Below are 18,162 nucleotides of genomic sequence, written 5' to 3' on the forward strand. Positions count from 1 at the left end.
CCAATTCAACCTATATCAGGACAAGACAATAATAATTCTACATTGAAATAAGAAACTGTCCCCAAATGCTTCTCCCTACGCCATTAATGCCTGAACCATGCATGCGGTAATCCACATCACCTAGGTTTTGAAGTTGAAGGCTTAGCTGCCAATGTTTGCGTGCATAAGTCGTTTGTAAATTTACAACGCCCCAGCCAGCTGTACCCAAAGGATTCATCCGGTTATCGGATTTATCTCCAGCACTCAAGCGTTCTTGACTAAAAGCAAAAACATGCTCAATTTGTGAAGTAAATCGTCCTGTTTGAATCAGGTATTGAATCGAACCATGTAATGGGGGAATACGACGCATGGGTTCATTCTGAGTCAAATTTTGACCAAAAACATAGGATAATTGCCCTTGCAAAGCACTTCTTGTATTGATTTTATACATTCCTGACCATTCTCCTCCAGCCAAATAACTTTCTTCTACATTCCTTTTTTCATAGACAGGATAACCTTGAATAATCGTAGTCGTTTTTACACGGGTGATCAAATTACTCAGGCTAGTTCTAAATAAGGAAACTTGTTGACGAAAACGGTAATTTTCAAATTTATAACCCAATTCCAGATTCAAAGAATATTCTGGCTTTAATTGATAGGCGGGTTTTTCATACCTAAAATCAACGATCCCCAAGCTACCTAAATCATCCAAATTGGGAGATCGAAAGCCAGAACTGCTAGAAAGATAGACCGAAGAGTTGGTGCCTATCAATCGGCTTATCCCAGCTGTATACACCAAGGCTTGATTTTGAACGATACTTAAACCTAATGTGGTATCTGGCAAAGTAGCTTTTACCTGATGCCAACGTAAGCCTAATTCAACCTGAAATTGGTTTAATCGGATATGGTGTAGCGTAAAAACGGAACTTTGTTCATACTTGGATTGGTCAGGATAGAGTCCTCTCATCGGAATAATCTTTTGTGAGGATTGGTTTATATCCGAACGAGAACTTCCAACTCCATCGTGATACATTTCAAAGCCAGAATTTGAGGACCAATGCTTTGTCCATTGACTTTCAACATCGATACTGAGACTTCGAGTATCGACTTGATCAGATTCTACTCGTAATATGGGACTTGCATTTTTCTGGGCTCTTCTTTTTTCAAGACTTGATTGATAGGCCACTATTCCCGTTATTTTTTGCGCCCATGCATGCTGTGTAACGGCTGTCCCTTTCCAATAAACTCGTTCATATTTCTGTTTTTCCATCTCATTGATGGCAAAGTTTTCTAATACGATTTTATGGTAAACGGGGACATTGTTTTGAACCATTTGCTGGTAACCGATCTCCCATTCAAACGACTTAGTAGCTTGATGTCGAAATTTAAACATGGATGAGCCCTCTTGATAGCCACTTGGGATTTGAGCCCCCAATTGGTTGCCTCGAATTAAATCGCCGAACTTTTTGCTCGATCCTGACACCAATAAACTCCAATTTTTTTGGCCATACATGATTTTTCCTTGGTAGCTATTCTCCATGTCGCTAGTCGCCCATCTTTTTTGAAGCCCTACCTGTAATAAAGGCTTAGTACTAAACTGAGGTTTTTGACTATACAAATGCACCACGCCCGTTAAAGCGTCAGATCCGTATTGTACAGCACCTGAACCCATGACACTTTCTACGCGCTCTAAGATAAAAGGGTCTATGGTATTTAAGTATTGATTTGGCCCATATCTAAAGGTAGAATTATTGAATCGGATTCCATCCAGCATCAATAGGGTTTGGTTACCTGTAAGTCCTCTTACAAACAAGGATCCACCACCTTGATTGGTTTTTTGAAGAAAGATTCCTGGCATATTCATCAATAGCTCAGGACTCGTTCTCGCGCTTTTTTGACGGATACTTGAGTCTGTCCAAACTTGAGAAGAATAGGGACTTTGTAGAATAGTTTGAGCTTTTCTGCTAGCGCTAACTACAATATTTTGCAACGTGTCGCTAGCCGTTTTTTGGGCGAATAGCGACACGTCTTGACACATTAAAATCAATACAATGAATAATAAAACCTTAATCCTCATCTTCCTCTTCTTCTTTCGTATTTAGAATGGCGGCTCTACGTGGTGCAGGCATTTCAGAGTGCTCTCCTCTTACCGACTTCCAAATAATCTGGTTCAATACTAAATCAGGGATGGCATCTTCTTTAGAGAAATCAAGTTTTTCACTGAGACGAGCACTCGCATTATCGGCTACATTCTTTTCAAAAATATTCACTTGTGGAGCAATATGTTGGAAAGGTCTTACATCGGCTTTGGAAGTAAAGCATTTGTACATGGGAGTGGCTGCAGCGTCATATTGACTCATCGGTGGTATTCCTAAAATCAATTCCATGGTTCTAAGCATCGAGGAAGTAGAATATGGCGTATGGTCGACAAAACCACGTTTCACAAAACCACCTGCCACATAAGCAGTAGTTCGGTGCGCATCTACGTGGTCAGAACCATTTTGAGCATCATCTTCCACAATAAAAATGGCTGTTTCTTTCCAAATTTTGGATTTGGAAAGGTGTTCAACAAATAAACCGATGGCATAATCATTTTCCGCAACAAAGGCAGTAGGGGTATAAGAGCCTAATTTTTGACCCTCTGTATGATCGTTTGGAAAACGTAAAGAATTGAATTGAGGAACTTGGTTTTTCGCTAGTAAAGCATCAAAATCTTTTTTCCAGCGATTGAAACGTAAGGTATCCATGATTTTTTGATCAAAGGAAGGGAAATCTGTGCAGAAGTGACCTTCTATGGAAGGGATATTAGGTTTGAAATCATCAGCAAACTCCCCATACGTACGGTAAGAGACTCCTGCTCTTTTACAAAAATCCCAAATGAAACCATTTTTTGGATTAGCAATTGTCCGATTCCCTTCTCCATCATATTTACCCCCTCTTCCGCCATATCCAGTAGGCCAAGTCTTTTCCAAATAATCAGTAGCATGGGCAGAAGTAGACCAATTGTGGCCATCAGAACTAACTTCGCCATCCACATAAAAATTATCTAACAAAACAAAGTCCTTAACTAGCTTATGCTGATTTGGTGTTACTTTTTCGCCAAATAAAAGCAATGATACATCGCCATTTCCTCCCTTCACATCCGCTAATACTTGGTCATAGGTACGGTTTTCTTTCAGTATATAAAAGACATATTTGATGGGTGATTTTCCTCCCACTTTGGTCGGGATTGGATTTCCTTTTTCTCCTTTGGCCTGAAGTTCAATCTGCTTATTATAGGGAGTATTGGTATAGACAGCTTTGGATAAAATAGCTAATTCAGCACTCGATGGCTCTTGAAATAAAGACATGTTTCCTTTCATTAAACCACCAATGTATTCTACCTTGGCTTTTTTCTCGTTATCCGCTTGCTGATAAGTTACTTTTTGGATTTTAGCTAGTGGATTTGGGCCTTTTGGATTGGCAAATGAAGAAAATCCTTTTCCATTGGCCACATAGACTGTTTTACCAATCACTTTCACGGCCGTTGGGTACCAACCTACTGGAATAAAGCCCAGCGACTTCGATTTTCCTGGGTGTTCTACTTCAAAGACCGCTAAACAGTTATTGTCAGCATTGGATATATACAATCGCTCCTCATCTTCAGATAGTGCCAATCCGTTTGTGGAGGAACCTTCTAAGGCATTAGGGAAAAGTGCCGCATTCAATACTTCGATTACCTGGTTTGAGCGAGTATTGATAATGGAGACAGAATTATCATTCGCATTGGCAACAAATAAGGTGTTACCATCTTTTGTCAGTAGTATTTCATTCGGATGATCTCCAACAGCTATGCCTTTGTCAAAGCTCTTTGATTGGCAATTGAAAGGCAAAATTTGTGCACCACCCCAAATTGAAATGTATAATTTATCTCGTTTCGGACTTAGTAAACAGGTAAATCCTTCAGCAGGTAAGGGGAAAGTATCTGTCACTTTATTCTGGCGAACATCTACTAAATAAAGCTTGTTATTATCTTTAGATACCACATATAAAATACCACGTTCATCATCCAAAGCCATTCCAGTGGGAGAGATGATGTCCTTGGCCTTTTCAGTAAGGGATATAGACCCTTTAGCCATAAGTTGTTTATTGTTTATCTCAAACTTCAAAACCTTATTGTCATTTCCACCAGAAGCATATACTGTTTTATTATCCGATGCTATGGCTAATCCATACCAAGATTTTGCCACTTCTATGCTATGAACAACCTCATTCGATTGAAGGTCAATTAATTGTAAACTTTGGATACTTTGTCCATTGTTCGTGGCAACCATCCATTGCTTGTTAGCGGAAACAGCCAAGTTTAAAGGTAAATCACCTAATGCTAATGATTTTCCGTGAGGAGATAATTTCCAACCATTGGGAAGTCGGACTCTCTTTTTCTGTAAATCTTGTTGTAATTTGCTCGTGCTTTGAGCGAATGAGTCGAGACTCAATAAGAATACGCAAGCTAAGCCTAAGCACAGGCTTTTGGAGAAATGGATTTTCATAGTGAAAGGTTTTGATAGCTCAATTTACAAGCATTTTTATATAAATGAACCGAGTATTCATTTTTTAATAATTTGGTAAATTAGGATTGAGCAAAGAAAAGTAGATTTGGAGAAATTAAATGTTGATAAAATGGTAATTAGCTATAAAGAAAATCCTTCTTTATCCGTGGAGGTTTTTATGGAAATTTTAGATAAATCTACTTTGGGCCAAAGAAGACCTATGCAAGATGTGGCGGCTATGCAACTAATGTTAGACAACGCTAATGTATATGTGGGCGCATATGATGGGGATAAATTAGTAGGTTTAGCCAGAGGTATGACCGATTTTGTCTTTACTACCTACTTAGCAGATTTAGCTGTAGATGAGGCATACCAACATCACGGAATAGGCAAGCAATTGTTGAAAAAAGTTAAAAACATGCACCCTCGAGCCAAACTAATTCTTTTAGCAGCTCCAGCCGCCCAGGAATATTATCCGAAAATTGGGATGCAAAAACATGATTATTGCTTTTTCATTAATGATGTCCAAGAAATAAAATAAACATTATTTAACTACCGCTAAACGTTTGGTGATGGTGGAACCGTCTAGTCCTGTTGTACTTAGGAAGTAATTAGCGGCAGGTAATTTGGACAAGTCAACATCTTTAAAAAATACGGCAAGGTACGTGTCCTCAAAGACCACATTCCCTTTCATGTCATAAATTTTCAATGTGCCTGTTGACATATTTTGCCAACGAATGGTGATTTTATCCACTGCCGGGTTGGGGCCAATACTGAATTCGAAGTTTTGGTCTAAGCGAACAATGGGGATAGCCGAAAAGGCAAATGCCCGCATTCCAGCTTTATTTCTAATAAATGGTCCAGGGAAAGGCGTTTTATTGAAGGCTAAAAACTCTCTAAAGTAGTCGGGTAAATAACTAATGATTTCGCTCGGATACTCTTGATTCAAATTAAGTATAACTTTATTCCCTTCTACCTCGATATTATCGATGAATTTTGAAGCACTCACCGCATTAATCCCATCATAAAAGAAATTATCTTTCATGTTACGTTTCTGAGTTTTTCCTGTGGGGTCAAGAAAGGTGGTATCGGTAGGAGCGACCATGATTTGGCCTTGCTCAAACTCTAAGTACAACTTTCTAGTTTCTGTTTTCGATTTGAAATAAGCTTTAACCACGTTAGGACTGTAAACCTGTTTATCCCAAGGACGTTTATAAATTTCCGCCGAAATGATTCGGAATAATTCAAATCCATTTTGACGATACCCATCATTGCCATAATGAAGACCATCAAACTGTTTAGTTCCAACCGTAGCAAAAGACTTGACATAGAGGTCGTTGGTGTATTGAGCACGTTGATTTTCACGGACTAAAGCCGCCGGAGAATATTGAAATTCGTAGACGTTGGTTTGTGGACAAAAAACATATTTGGCACTTGGAAAGTACTTCTTGTATTTGGTTTTTAATTGATCAAATTTCCACCACCAATCAAATGGACTTCCCAAAGGCAAGGTGGATTCAGCTTCACCTTGGCGGTATATAATAGCTTGAACCTTATCTAAAATCCCTGCTTTCGTGGCTTTATATAGCATCATATTGCTACCATTGGGAGCTTTTAAATCTCCATCCAACTGTAAATGGAAGTCGATATCCGAACCTCCCGCTGCAGAATTAATGAAACAAAAGGGGATTTTTTCTGATTCAATGAGGTATTTAGCTATTTCCGAAACCCAGGGTCCCACACGAGCTCTGTCTGTAGCAAGAGACCAAAGGGTATCCGCCAAATTATAAGGTCCGTAATTGTCGGAACCTTGTACTGCTCCAAAGGAACGGAGGTATTCTCCTTGAAACACTTTGTCATCGATAGGTCCTATCCATGCATTTGATTGGCCACTGACTAAAAAAGCATCACCTGCTACGATGTTTTTCCTTTTGACTACAAGGCTAGAATCAAGCCCAATAAACTGGTAAATTTCCAGGTCATATTCTGCTAGTTCTGCATTGATGCTTACATTGTTTTTATAAGTACTCGTCGCAGTTATGGCACTTTTGGCATATTTAAATAAGTTGCCATTACGTAATACTTTAACGGATACAGCTGTTATGGATTTATTAGTTATGTCAGCAGCAATGATAATATCTGCTTTGTTTTTATCATCTCTAGGATAAAAGTGATAGTTCTGGGGTAATTTATTGAATACAAAATCACCAATTTTCTGTGCACTCAATTCTGTTTGGAAACAAAAACTAATTAGGCAACATAAAATTAAAATTCGATGAATCATGGAGTTGTATTTTCTTTCCCTAGCTAAAAACTACTGACAAATATATTTATGAATCAATGTACAAGGTATCAATATTTTTAAATTTATCCATTCCTTTGATTTCAATACCTCATTAAATTATTTACAAATCAGCATACTAGGTAGGTTTTCCAACGAGTGATTCTTGGTACTGTTGAGCTATTTTTTTTGTTTTTTATGCGTATTTTTACCCCATACCTGCCTAATACAGGGTTCTATTTGTAAGAATATGTCCAAAACGATACTCCCCCAACTCAATATTAAGTCATTTGTCCTCCTTTTGTTGGGTTTCATTTTTTGGGCTATGATGGCATACTTGATGGGAAGCATGGCGATTGCCAATGGTCCCAATATCACGGATGATTTTTGTTTTGCTTGGGTAGGAAAAGAGTTTGGAATCTTCGGAGGAGCTTATCAATATTATATCGGTTGGAGTGGTCGTTATTTTGGTAACGTCATTTTACACCTAAACCCCTTAATCTTTAGTCCAGATTTTGATTATTTCACCTGGGCCACTTGCTTAATTATGAGTTTAAGTTTAGCCAATACGCTTTATTTAGCTAAAAATATATTTCAAAAACCCTGGTGGAATCCTACAGTCTTATGGAGTGCTCTCGTTTTTCAGGCCATTGGTTGGTATACCATTCCGGGATTATATGAATGGTATTTTTGGTTTTCAGGTCTTTTTTATCCTTTGTCCTTTCAACTAGTCATCTTATTTTTTAACCTCTATTATTTCGAAAAAGCTAGATGGATACGATTTTTCGTATTGCCTCTTGTTTTATTTCTACTCATCGGAAGTAGTGAAATTACCATGATTTTCTTTTCGGCCGTTTTTGGTTGTTTACAACTTTATCGAGTCATTAAAAATAAGCGAATCGAGCCAGAACTTTGGATCTTAGGAATGGTTTGGCTGATTGGTTTGGCCTTGGTTATTTTGGCGCCAGGAAACGCTATTCGAGCCACTAAACACATCGCCTTGGGGGATGGTTTAATAGAAGCTTTTAAAATTGCTGTACATCAGTTTTATCTATTTTTAAAAGAGCCCTTATTTTGGCTTATGAATATTTGGATTCTTTTATTTGGAACAGGTAAAAAACAAGAATCTCCGATTTCATGGCCTCTTTTCTTCGGGTTTTTGGGCATTTTGTTCTTGGGCTATTACTTGAGCTTTCTACCTATTTCATTAGCCCTAGATGAATCGGGTATCCCCAATCGTACATTGAGTTTACTTTTTATGTATTTATTAGTAGGATCGAGCTATTTGAGTTTTGTTTTACATCAAAAGTTAATAGAGTCCTTACCTGCTAAGGCTCAATTCCCCGTTCAATTGCTCATCATGTTACTGATCTTACCCAATATGCATTTTAGTAAAAGTGCCCACTTGATGGCCACGGAAATTAGTTCTGGAACAGCATTTCAATTTGCTAAGGAACAAGAAGCTAGATTTAGGTCTCTACAACAAAATAAACTTGACTCGGTGGAAATTCCAGCCATTCAAACAAAATCTGCTTTCCTATTTAATGAGGAAATATCTACCGATTCTAGTCATTTATGGTGTAAATGCATTGCCAAGTATTATGGCAAGAAACAGGTTCGCTTAAAAAACAATTAAATGGTAAATCAGGTTAAGAAAAGCTTATCAATGATTACCTTTAAAATTCATTAACAAACTTACTATGAAACACCTTTTTACCTTGGGGGCAGCCGCCTTCTTATGGGTTATCAGTATTCCTTTGGTGGCCCAAATAACTTACCCTGTAAATGATGTCGCTAATCCTCGGCAAGGATATTATGCTTTTACGCATGCAACCATCGTGAAGGATTCCAAGATAACGCTCACAGATGCGACGCTGATTATACGTCAGGGAAAGATTGAACAAGTGGGAGTCAATATCCCTATCCCTAAAGAAGCGGTTGTGCTAGATTGTCAAGGCAAGTATATCTATCCTTCTTTCATTGATATGTATAGCGACTATGGAACCCCGGCCATCGGAGGTGGGACATCTAACTTTCGTAGTCCAGCTCAAATGCTGTCCAATACCAAAGGTCCCTATTCCTGGAATCAAGCCTTGAAGTCGGAATTGGCTCACGTGAAAATATTCCAAGTGAATGAAGCCAAAGCCAAGGAATTAAGACAATCAGGATTTGGCCTTGTTTTGACCCACCAAATGGATGGAATTTCGAGAGGGGCAGGGACAATTGTAAGCTTGGCTAATCAGAAGGAGAATTTAGTTATCTTAAAAGAGAAAGCATCTGCCCATTATTCTTTTAGCAAAGGATCATCTACCCAAGATTACCCGACCTCTCTCATGGGGAGCGTCGCTTTGTTAAGACAGAATTTTTTAGATGCACAATGGTATAAATCTAAACCCGTAAAGGAAGGGCTAAACCTGAGTTTATCTTCATTTAATGAGCAATTATCTTTACCGCAGATTTTTGAAGTGAGTGATAAATGGTCTGCATTACGTGCTGATAAAATTGGGGATGAATTTGGTATACAATACATCATCAAAGCTGCTGGAGATGAATACCAGCGTATCGAAGATATAAAAGCGACCAAAGCGAGCTTCATATTACCCTTAGCTTTTCCACAAGCCATGGATTTGGAGGATCCTACTGATGCACGTTTTGTCAATGTAGCTGAATTAAAACATTGGGAATTAGCTCCAACGAATCCAGCAGCATTTGAAAAGGCAGGTATCCCATTTGCCTTAACAGCTCATGGGTTGAAAGAAACTTCTTCTTTTTTGGCGAACTTGAAAAAGGCCATACAAATGGGCCTTTCCGAGCAAAAAGCGATGGATGCTTTAACCACGAGTCCAGCGCAGCTTTTAGGTATTGCGGATCAAGTTGGAACTTTGGATGTAGGGAAATTGGCTAATTTCCTGATTACAACCGGACCCGTTTTTCAAGATAAAACCCAAATTGTAGAAAACTGGGTACAAGGAAATGGTTATGGTGTACAAGTAGATGCTTGGTCCAACTTAACAGGAAAATATGCCTTCCAATTGGGTGCTGAGAAATATACCTTAGTGGTGAAGGCCGACTTAAAAGCTACTTTACAAGGTGCTGATACTATACAGGTTGATTTGAGCCAAAAAGATCAATTGGTCAATTTAGTATTTTCCAAAAAAGGAGAAGCAGGTAAACGTATTCGCTTAACGGGGACGCAGCAAGGTGCCAATTGGTTAGGAACGGGACAATTAGCTTCTGGAGACTGGGTTAGTTGGAAAGCGACTCGTGAGGGAGCTTTAGAAGAAAGTAAATCTGATAAGAAAGAAAAGAAAGCAGATGAGGAGGCATTAGGATCTTTGGTATATCCATTCAATGGTTTTGGTCAAAAAATAATTCCAAAGCAAGAGACAATTTTGATCAAAAATACGACGGTTTGGACCAATGAAAAACAAGGAGTGTTGAAAGAAACAGACGTTTTAGTGAAGAATGGGAAAATCGTTTCGGTGGGTAAAAACCTTAAAGATGCTTCAGCGAAAGTGATTGATGGAACCAATAAGCACCTTACAGCTGGAATCATTGATGAGCATTCACACGTAGCTGCTGCTGGAGGAATTAACGAGTGCTCCCAGTCAGTTACGGCAGAGGTCCGAGTAGCGGATGTGATCGATCCAGAAGATGTGGACATTTACAGACAATTAAGTGGAGGCGTAACAAGCAGTCATATTTTGCATGGAAGCTGTAATACGATAGGCGGTCAGACCCAATTAATCAAATTCCGTTGGGGACAAAATGCCGAACAGATGAAATTTGCCAATTGGGATCCATTCATCAAATTTGCCTTGGGAGAAAATGTGAAACGTTCTTATAATACAGCCAATAATCGTTTTCCAGATACCCGAATGGGCGTGGAGCAAGTTTTAATTGATGCCTTTACTCGAGCCAGAGAATATGAAAAATTAGGACCAGGCAAGCGCATTGATTTAGAATTAGAAACCTTATTGGAAATTCTCAATAAGAAGCGATTTATAACCTGCCACTCCTATGTTCAGAGTGAAATTAATTCCATGATGAAGGTGGCAGAAAGTTTCAATTTTACTGTAAATACATTTACGCACATTTTAGAAGGTTATAAAGTGGCCGACAAAATGAAACAGCATGGAGCCAATGCCTCCACCTTCAGTGATTGGTGGAATTATAAAATGGAGGTTTTGGATGCCATTCCTCAAAATGCCTATATCATGCAAAAAAATGGAATTAATGTAGCCATTAATTCAGATGATGCGGAAATGGCTCGTCGATTGAATCAAGAAGCTGCTAAATCAGTGAAATATGCAGGAATGAGCGAGGAAGATGCCTTGAAAATGGTCACCTTGAATCCAGCTAACATGTTGCACGTATCAGATCGTGTGGGAAGTATCAAAGCAGGCAAAGATGCCGACTTAGTACTTTGGTCTGCGCATCCATTAAGTATTTATGCCAAATCTGAAAAGACCATAGTAGATGGCATGATTGTTTTTGATCGTGATTTGGACGCTACCTTACAAGCAAATTTGAAAGCTGAAAAACAGCGATTGGTTCAAAAAATGGCCAATGCCAAAAAGGGAGGAGCTAGCACACGTCCAGCTGCACCTACTTTTAAGGAATTGAATAATTGCGAAGAAGATCACCAACACGACAAAAGTCTTTGGGAGCGTATCCAATCACGCATGGTATTGACAGAAAATTAATCGACATCCACATGAAAAAAATATTCATAGCTATACTAAGTATGATTTCCATAGGGCTACAAGCTCAGGAAACCATGCATCCCTCACCTGCACAATCAAAGAAAATTGTCATTACAGGAGCAACCATTCACGTAGGAAATGGGCAAGTAATTGAGAAAAGTAATTTGATCATAGAGAAGGGGAAATTGAAAATTGAAACGTCAACTCCTAGTTTAGGAGCCGATGTAGAACATATTGATGCTACAGGAAAACATATATATCCAGGAATTATTGCCCCCAACACCAATTTAGGATTGGTGGAGGTTAGCTCAACACGAGCAACAGTAGACTACGTGGAATTAGGGGATATGCATCCCAATGTTCGTTCCTTGGTGGCATACAATACCGACAGTAAAGTCATTAATACCTTACGAACCAATGGTGTTTTATTGGCCCAAATTGTTCCACAAGGAGGCTTGATTTCAGGAAGCTCAAGTGTTGTCCAATTGGATGCATGGAACTGGGAAGATGCGGCTTATTTGGTTGATGAAGGAATACATATGACCATGCCAGCTTTGATCAATCGTCCAAACAATATGCGTCGTGGAAATGCGCCAGCAGGAGATCCTGTAAGAGCGGGCTTAGCTAGAATAGAACAGGCCAAGGGATTTTTCAGAGAAGCGAAAGCTTATTTAAATGAAAAGGCGCATGCAGAGGTAAATTTGAAATTTGAAGCAGTGAAAGGATTGTTTGATCGTAGTCAATCCTTGTATATTCATTGTGATTTAGTAAAGGAAATGCTGGCGGCCGTTGAATTGAACAAAGAGTTTAACTTTAAATTGGTTATTGCTGGTGGAGCAGATAGCTGGATGATTGCGGATATTTTGAAAGAAAACCAAGTGAGTGTGATACTTTCAGAGCCACATAGTTTACCTGCGACAGAGGATGATGCGGTGGATCAGCCGTATAAAACGGGAGCGATGTTATACAAAGCCGGTGTTTTGGTAAGTATTAGCCAAGATTCAGGTGATGGCTATACACAGCAAAGAAATTTGCCTTTCATGGCAGGGACTTTAGCCGCTTATGGCTTGACCAAGGAGGAGGCATTGCAAGTGATCACGTTCAATCCTGCTAAGATTTTGGGAATTGAAAAGAGAACCGGAACGATTGAAAATGGGAAAGATGCCAATATTCTGATTTGTCAAGGAGATTTATTGGACATGAAGTCGAGTGTTTTGACGCATGCCTTTATTCAAGGGCGGGTTGTAGATTTGCAAAACAAACATACTCAGTTGTTTGAACGATATAAATATAAATATCAAATTAAATAGTGATTGGCCTGTGCTCTTTTGGCATAGGTCATTTTATTGATTTTACTACCAAGCCTGAAATTCTCATTTCAGGCTATTTTTTTGCATCTTATGGAGTGCCAATATCAAAAAAATCATAAAATTGGATATTTTATTTGATGGCATTTGTAATTTATACTTCAATTCGAAACATTTGAATTAATTAATATCACCTAACCAATTAATAGTATGAAAACCAAACATTTATTCTCTGTTGCTTTGATTAAATCAAGGCAATCTTTGCAACTCACCCAACAACAAGTAGCCAGTGCTGTAGGAGTAAGCCAAAGCGCTTACAATTATTGGGAATCTGGTAAACATTATCCTAACGCGACTAAGATTTTTCAGTTGACCAAAGTGCTTAAAATTCCATTAGAAGAAGTGATGGCCAGTTGAGCAATATCAAGATTAAGCCGGTTTTTCAAAAGCCGGCTTTTCTATTTCTTATTTAGGGATTATCCGTACCTTTATGCCCGCATCAAACAATGATCTTGTTTTGAGAAATTCAAATCTACATACCCGTCAATTTGTACCATTTTTCTGTTTATTGACAGGAGTACTATTTTTTTCATGTGCTGAGCCTAGCAATACAAGTCCTAAAAACACGTATTTTGCTTGGGCAGATTTACTTACTACCCATATCAAATCATTTGAGGAGACGAAACCTAAAGTACATAAAACAGTATTTTTGGATGGAGTTAAGGAAGTAAAAGTGGTCTCTGATATTGATTGGGCCAAGGAGTGGGCCTTGTTTTTGGAAGCGGATTTGAATAAACCAGCATTTGAAAAAAGCTATGATAATCTATCCGAACCAGACTTAATTTGGTATTCTTTGAAATTGGGAGAGAGCTTGCCAGTTAAGAAATTCATGGTGCATATTGATGAGCTAAATAGACCTACGCGCGTGGAAATAGAAGTTTCTCAAAAGAACTTCCTTTTTGAAACCAGCAAAAACTTGCAAATGACATTTTCAGATGGCCATGTGCAAACGTATTATATTGAAGGAAGTCAAAAATTACGTTGGGGTAAACCTACGCACTACAAGCTCTTAGGCGTTTTACTCTCCAAATAGATTACTAGAAAGATAGCGGTCGCCACGGTCACAAATAATACATACAATCACCCCTTCTTGTAGCTCCGCAGCCAAACGAATACTAGCAGCTACAGCTCCTCCACTACTCATTCCTCCAAAAACACCTTCTATTTTGGCAAGTTTTCTTGTCATAGCTACAGCCTCTTCCTCGGAAATATCCATGATACGGTCGACACGCTCGGGTTGGTAAATTTTAGGACGATAAGCTTCTGGCCAACGACGAATCCCAGGTATAGAAGAGCCATCAGTGGGCTGACAACCAATTATTTGAATGTTTGGATTTTGTTCTTTCAAATACATGGAGGTTCCCATGATGGTTCCCGTAGTACCCATGGAACTCACAAAGTGCGTAATTTCCCCTTGCGTATCTCGGTAAATTTCCGGACCAGTACTTTTATAATGGGCGAGGTAATTATCTGGATTTTCGAATTGATTCAACAAGATATATTCCCCTGTAGCGGCTTTGTCCACTGCATAATCTCTCGCTTCTTCGATACTCTTGGTTAAAGTAACTTTGGCACCAAATGCTTCCATGGTCAATACTCGCTCACGAGTAGAGTTTGCCGGCATAGCTAATTCGATTTCCAAATTATATAAGCAAGCAATCATGGCTAAAGCTATCCCTGTATTTCCAGAAGTGGCTTCAATGAGCTTCATGCCGGGTTGAATATCTCCGCGCATTAAAGCCGACTCAATCATGTTTTTAGCCGCTCGATCTTTTACCGAACCACCCGGATTATTACCTTCCAGTTTTCCATAAATACGCACATTCTTATTGTTGTGCAATTTGTTTAATTCGACCAAAGGCGTATTCCCTACTAAGTCTAATAATGTGCTCATATTAGTCTAAGATAACTTTTGTATTTTCTTGATGGTATATTTTTGTGTTTGGAGCTACACTTCTCGTGAGCCAAACATTACCTCCGATGACTGAATTTTTACCCACCGTTGTATCTCCCCCTAAAATGGTAGCACCTGAATAAATAACCACATCATCTTCTATGCTTGGATGTCTTTTGGTGGAAGCCATACTTTTGTCGACCGATAATGCACCTAAGGTCACACCTTGGTAAATTTTAACTCGCTCGCCAATAACGCATGTTTCTCCTATAACGATTCCTGTTCCATGGTCCATAAAAAAGTACTTGCCTATGCGGGCACCAGGATGAATATCAATACCCGTTTTGGAATGGGCATATTCCGTTAATATTCGTGGGATTAACGGAACTCCTAAAGCACAAAGCTCATGTGCTAAGCGATAAAATGCCATAGCATAAAAACCTGGATACGTTCTAATTACCTCAAAGTCCGTATTGGCAGCAGGGTCCCCATTGACCATAGCTTCTACGTCAGTTAGTAAGGTTTCATATACCTTAGGAATGCGTGCCATATAGGCCTGCGTTAAGCTATGGGGGTCCGTAGGCAATTCGTTTTTCATCGAGTGCAGCATGGACTCTAACCCATTTTCAATGCTTTCCCAAACAGCCACCAATTCTTCTTTTTGAGAGAAATGTTTACGAGTTTGCTCTGGGAAAAGCGTCAGGATAATCTTTGTAAATAGTTTTTTTATATCTGAAGTAGCTGGAAAATCACGAGTTTGCTCATGTTTTGCCAGTATAGTATCTAAAAATTCTGAAGGTAACATCATCTTCGGTTATGGTTTTTAGGCATTCGTAATATGTGGAAGAATAGCATCCACCTGCTTTTGCGTATCTAAGGAATGAACCTCGAGTCGTTTGATTTTTTCAGGATCTCTTTGCTCCAGTCCATGTAAATAAGCTTTGTCATAATACTGCAAGGTAATCGCTGCCACCTCTTCAAACTCGTCTATTTCCAAGCAAGCCATTGCTTTTTGATAGTGTTGCCCCCCCAATCGTTTTTTTATTTTTTCGATCGCTTCTGCCAACAGTTCTTTGGGATATTGAGCATATACTTCCACTAAATAAGGCAATCGGTATTGGGCATCTATGTCCAAAAATAGTACCGGGGCATCCCGAAGTTGGTTATAAAATTCCAAATTCATGAATACTTTGCCAATATGTCTACTTTCATCTTCAACCCAAATAGTTTGTTGTTTATTCAATTGACTTAATTCATGATAAAGCAAATTTTCAAAATGTTCACTGCTTGGCTGAGGGGCTAATCCCAAATGACCAAAAGCAGAGCCTCGGTGATGAGCAATTCCTTCCAAATCGATGACTTGAAATCCTCGCTTTTTCATTTCCAATAATATTTCTGTTTTTCCACTGCCAGTCTTCCCACCCAATACCTGTAAAGGAAGAGGATTTGCTAGGTTTTTTAATACCAAATGTCGGTATGCTTTGTAACCTCCAATTAATAATTTAACGGGTAAACCTGCCGTTTCCAATAGCCAGGCCATACTTCCACTTCGCATTCCTCCCCGCCAACAATGGATTAACACGGGTTTTCCCTGAGATAATTTTTTGGCAGATTTTACCCAGGAGGCTAATTTGGGTCCTACTATGGATAGCCCTAATTCCACGGCTTTATCCTTACCCTCTTTTTTATAGCAAGTGCCTACAGCAGCCCTTTCCTCATTACTGAACATAGGGAAAGAAATGGCTCCAGGTATATGAGCTCTTTCAAATTCTCCCGGAGAACGCACATCTAACACCACCCCTTCAGAAGAAGCGGAAATAAAATCCAAAGGGCTAAGTTTTTCAGGCATTTGAAGGCTGTAAAGGAATCACGTAAAGTTCAAAATTTAATGGATCAAAGCCATTTAATAAGTCTTGAATCAGACTAGGCTTATCCAAGTAAAAATCTAGGAGGTTATCGTATCTCTCTTGCCAATTGCCATGTGGAAACAAACGGGCTTTCACTTGTTGTATTTGACGAATGGCCGTTTCATGATTTCTTTCTTCTGCGCGTTTTAATTTTTTCGCCATCCGTTCCAAGCCATTTACCCAACGTTGTCTTTCTGCCAGTATACTACCTTCTAGGGTTGGATCTACTTGTTTTGCTTTATGGACCATCTGTACTAAAATCGGATTTACAGCCTCTATTTCTTGAATGAAATCTAGGCTATATACCGAATTTTCAAGGACATATTTTCGAACTATAGATGATTCAGGAAGAAAGAAATCACTGATTTTTATGCCTAATTTTTCCAATTTCTTTTGTTCCACAGGAGGTAGGAGTAAAGCAAAATTTCTTGGCAAAACAATGGGATAAGGTATATGGTGGTGATCAAATATTCCTTTCAGCTGTAGCCAATAAGCCACTTCCGCTGGTCCACCTACATAAGCAAGATTCGGTAAAATGCATTCTTGGTATAAAGGTCTAAGTACCACATTCGGGCTAAATCTTTCAGGATGAAGCTGAAGCTCCTTTTTTAGTTCCTCATGATTAAACAGTATACCTCGATTCAATACTTGGTATTTTTCTCCATGTTTTTCAATTCGATCTCTACTACCATCCAATAAATAGAACAAGTTGATTCCTCGAGCATTGATCTGGGTTTTATACCCTAACTCATTCAAATGTTGATTTTGGTTTTCTACTAAAGTTTCATGCACCTGATTCAGCAAATCAGCCTCCATCATAGGAAGAAATAAAGATTTTAATCGGGCATCATCAGCATCCAAACAAACTAATCCTTCCGCTCCAAAAAGCTCATGCATATAACATCGGACGGCTTCAGATAAAGTCTTGTTTTGAGTATAGGCTTTTTGGAAAATAGGCAATGAATAGGGCAATGATTGTAAAAAATCACTTATCCCTTCTAAGTTAAATCTCCCCACGGCTCCTTGTTGATGGGTATTCCAAGAGTAGGTCTTTTGGTTCAGGTGCACATGATTTATCTCATCCCAATCATGGTCCTCTGTCGCCATCCAGTAAACAGGAATAAAGTGATATGCTGGATATTTAGCTTTTAATTGTTTAGCCAGATTAATGGTAGAGACTATTTTGTAGATGACGTACAATGGGCCAGTCATGAGATTGAGCTGGTGACCAGTGGTCACGGTAAAAGTATGCGCATCCAGTAATTTTTCAATGGCGGGAGCGTTTTCTACATCTTGGTATTGATCTTGAAGTACTTCTACTAAAGTTTGTCGATTGCTGACAGGGAATGACTTTTTATCAGCTAATTGATTTTTAAAGCCAGCAATGTTCGGGCTATTTTGATATAAGTTTTTTAAATTAGGTTTCTCGTCTAGATAGTCCAACAGTAAAGAACTGAAAGCAGCAATTTGAGATAGCGGGTAACTTTGGATAGGCATAT

General features: G+C 38.9%; 13 protein-coding genes. 6 read left to right on the forward strand and 7 right to left on the reverse strand.

Annotated features, from left to right (window positions below; translation table 11 throughout):
- Nucleotides 1–37: 37 nt before the first annotated feature.
- Nucleotides 38–2,005, reverse strand: coding sequence for a TonB-dependent receptor plug domain-containing protein (locus U0R11_RS06780; RefSeq protein WP_406750818.1), 1,968 nt, complete (start codon nt 2,003–2,005; stop codon nt 38–40).
- Nucleotides 2,006–2,045: 40 nt separating this feature from the next.
- Nucleotides 2,046–4,508 carry a bifunctional YncE family protein/alkaline phosphatase family protein gene (locus U0R11_RS06785; protein ID WP_406750820.1) on the reverse strand — a complete coding sequence of 821 codons (2,463 nt, stop codon included), beginning with the start codon at nt 4,506–4,508 and terminating at the stop codon, nt 2,046–2,048.
- Nucleotides 4,509–4,638: 130 nt separating this feature from the next.
- On the opposite strand from U0R11_RS06785, the gene U0R11_RS06790 reads away from it, so the two are divergent.
- Entirely contained in the window at nt 4,639–5,049 is a 411-nt protein-coding gene (locus tag U0R11_RS06790) for a GNAT family N-acetyltransferase (protein WP_406750822.1), read from the forward strand.
- 3 nt (nt 5,050–5,052) lie between these two features.
- Here the strand turns inward: U0R11_RS06790 and U0R11_RS06795 are convergent, their stop codons facing one another.
- Entirely contained in the window at nt 5,053–6,792 is a 1,740-nt protein-coding gene (locus tag U0R11_RS06795) for a T9SS type A sorting domain-containing protein (protein WP_406750823.1), read from the reverse strand.
- A 322-nt stretch (nt 6,793–7,114) separates the two neighbouring features.
- On the opposite strand from U0R11_RS06795, the gene U0R11_RS06800 reads away from it, so the two are divergent.
- The 5 genes from U0R11_RS06800 (at nt 7,115) to U0R11_RS06820 (ending at nt 13,895) form a co-directional block, all read left to right on the forward strand.
- Complete coding sequence (locus U0R11_RS06800; RefSeq protein WP_406750825.1) at nt 7,115–8,425, forward strand: DUF6056 family protein; 1,311 nt, start codon at nt 7,115–7,117, stop codon at nt 8,423–8,425.
- 64 nt (nt 8,426–8,489) lie between these two features.
- Complete coding sequence (locus U0R11_RS06805; protein WP_406750827.1) at nt 8,490–11,495, forward strand: amidohydrolase family protein; 3,006 nt, start codon at nt 8,490–8,492, stop codon at nt 11,493–11,495.
- An 11-nt stretch (nt 11,496–11,506) separates the two neighbouring features.
- Nucleotides 11,507–12,805, forward strand: coding sequence for an amidohydrolase family protein (locus U0R11_RS06810; RefSeq protein ID WP_406750829.1), 1,299 nt, complete (start codon nt 11,507–11,509; stop codon nt 12,803–12,805).
- Nucleotides 12,806–13,012: 207 nt separating this feature from the next.
- The gene (locus tag U0R11_RS06815; protein ID WP_109324460.1) at nt 13,013–13,219 is read left to right on the forward strand and encodes a helix-turn-helix transcriptional regulator; all 207 of its coding nucleotides are present in this window, start codon (nt 13,013–13,015) and stop codon (nt 13,217–13,219) included.
- Between the two features lie 73 nt (nt 13,220–13,292).
- Entirely contained in the window at nt 13,293–13,895 is a 603-nt protein-coding gene (locus tag U0R11_RS06820; protein ID WP_406750831.1) for a hypothetical protein, read from the forward strand.
- On the opposite strand, the gene cysM is transcribed toward U0R11_RS06820, so the two are convergent.
- Genes cysM through bshC form a run of 4 tightly spaced genes read right to left on the reverse strand, consistent with a single transcriptional unit; the run spans nt 13,881 to nt 18,160 of the window.
- Nucleotides 13,881–14,756, reverse strand: coding sequence for a cysteine synthase CysM (gene cysM, locus U0R11_RS06825; RefSeq protein ID WP_406750833.1), 876 nt, complete (start codon nt 14,754–14,756; stop codon nt 13,881–13,883). The two genes, U0R11_RS06820 and cysM, sit on opposite strands and share 15 nt — an antisense overlap.
- A gap of 1 nt (nt 14,757) precedes the next feature.
- Nucleotides 14,758–15,564, reverse strand: a complete 807-nt coding sequence (locus U0R11_RS06830) for a serine O-acetyltransferase (RefSeq protein WP_406750835.1) — start codon at nt 15,562–15,564, stop codon at nt 14,758–14,760.
- 15 nt (nt 15,565–15,579) lie between these two features.
- The gene (gene mnmH / locus U0R11_RS06835) at nt 15,580–16,605 is read right to left on the reverse strand and encodes a tRNA 2-selenouridine(34) synthase MnmH (RefSeq protein ID WP_406750836.1); all 1,026 of its coding nucleotides are present in this window, start codon (nt 16,603–16,605) and stop codon (nt 15,580–15,582) included.
- Nucleotides 16,598–18,160 carry a bacillithiol biosynthesis cysteine-adding enzyme BshC gene (bshC, locus tag U0R11_RS06840; RefSeq protein WP_406750838.1) on the reverse strand — a complete coding sequence of 521 codons (1,563 nt, stop codon included), beginning with the start codon at nt 18,158–18,160 and terminating at the stop codon, nt 16,598–16,600. Before bshC ends, mnmH begins: the two co-directional genes overlap by 8 nt.
- Nucleotides 18,161–18,162 lie beyond the last annotated feature (2 nt).

The sequence above is a fragment of the Aquirufa salirivi genome (genome assembly GCF_045310485.1).
Taxonomy (GTDB): Bacteria; Bacteroidota; Bacteroidia; order Cytophagales; family Spirosomataceae; genus Aquirufa; species Aquirufa salirivi.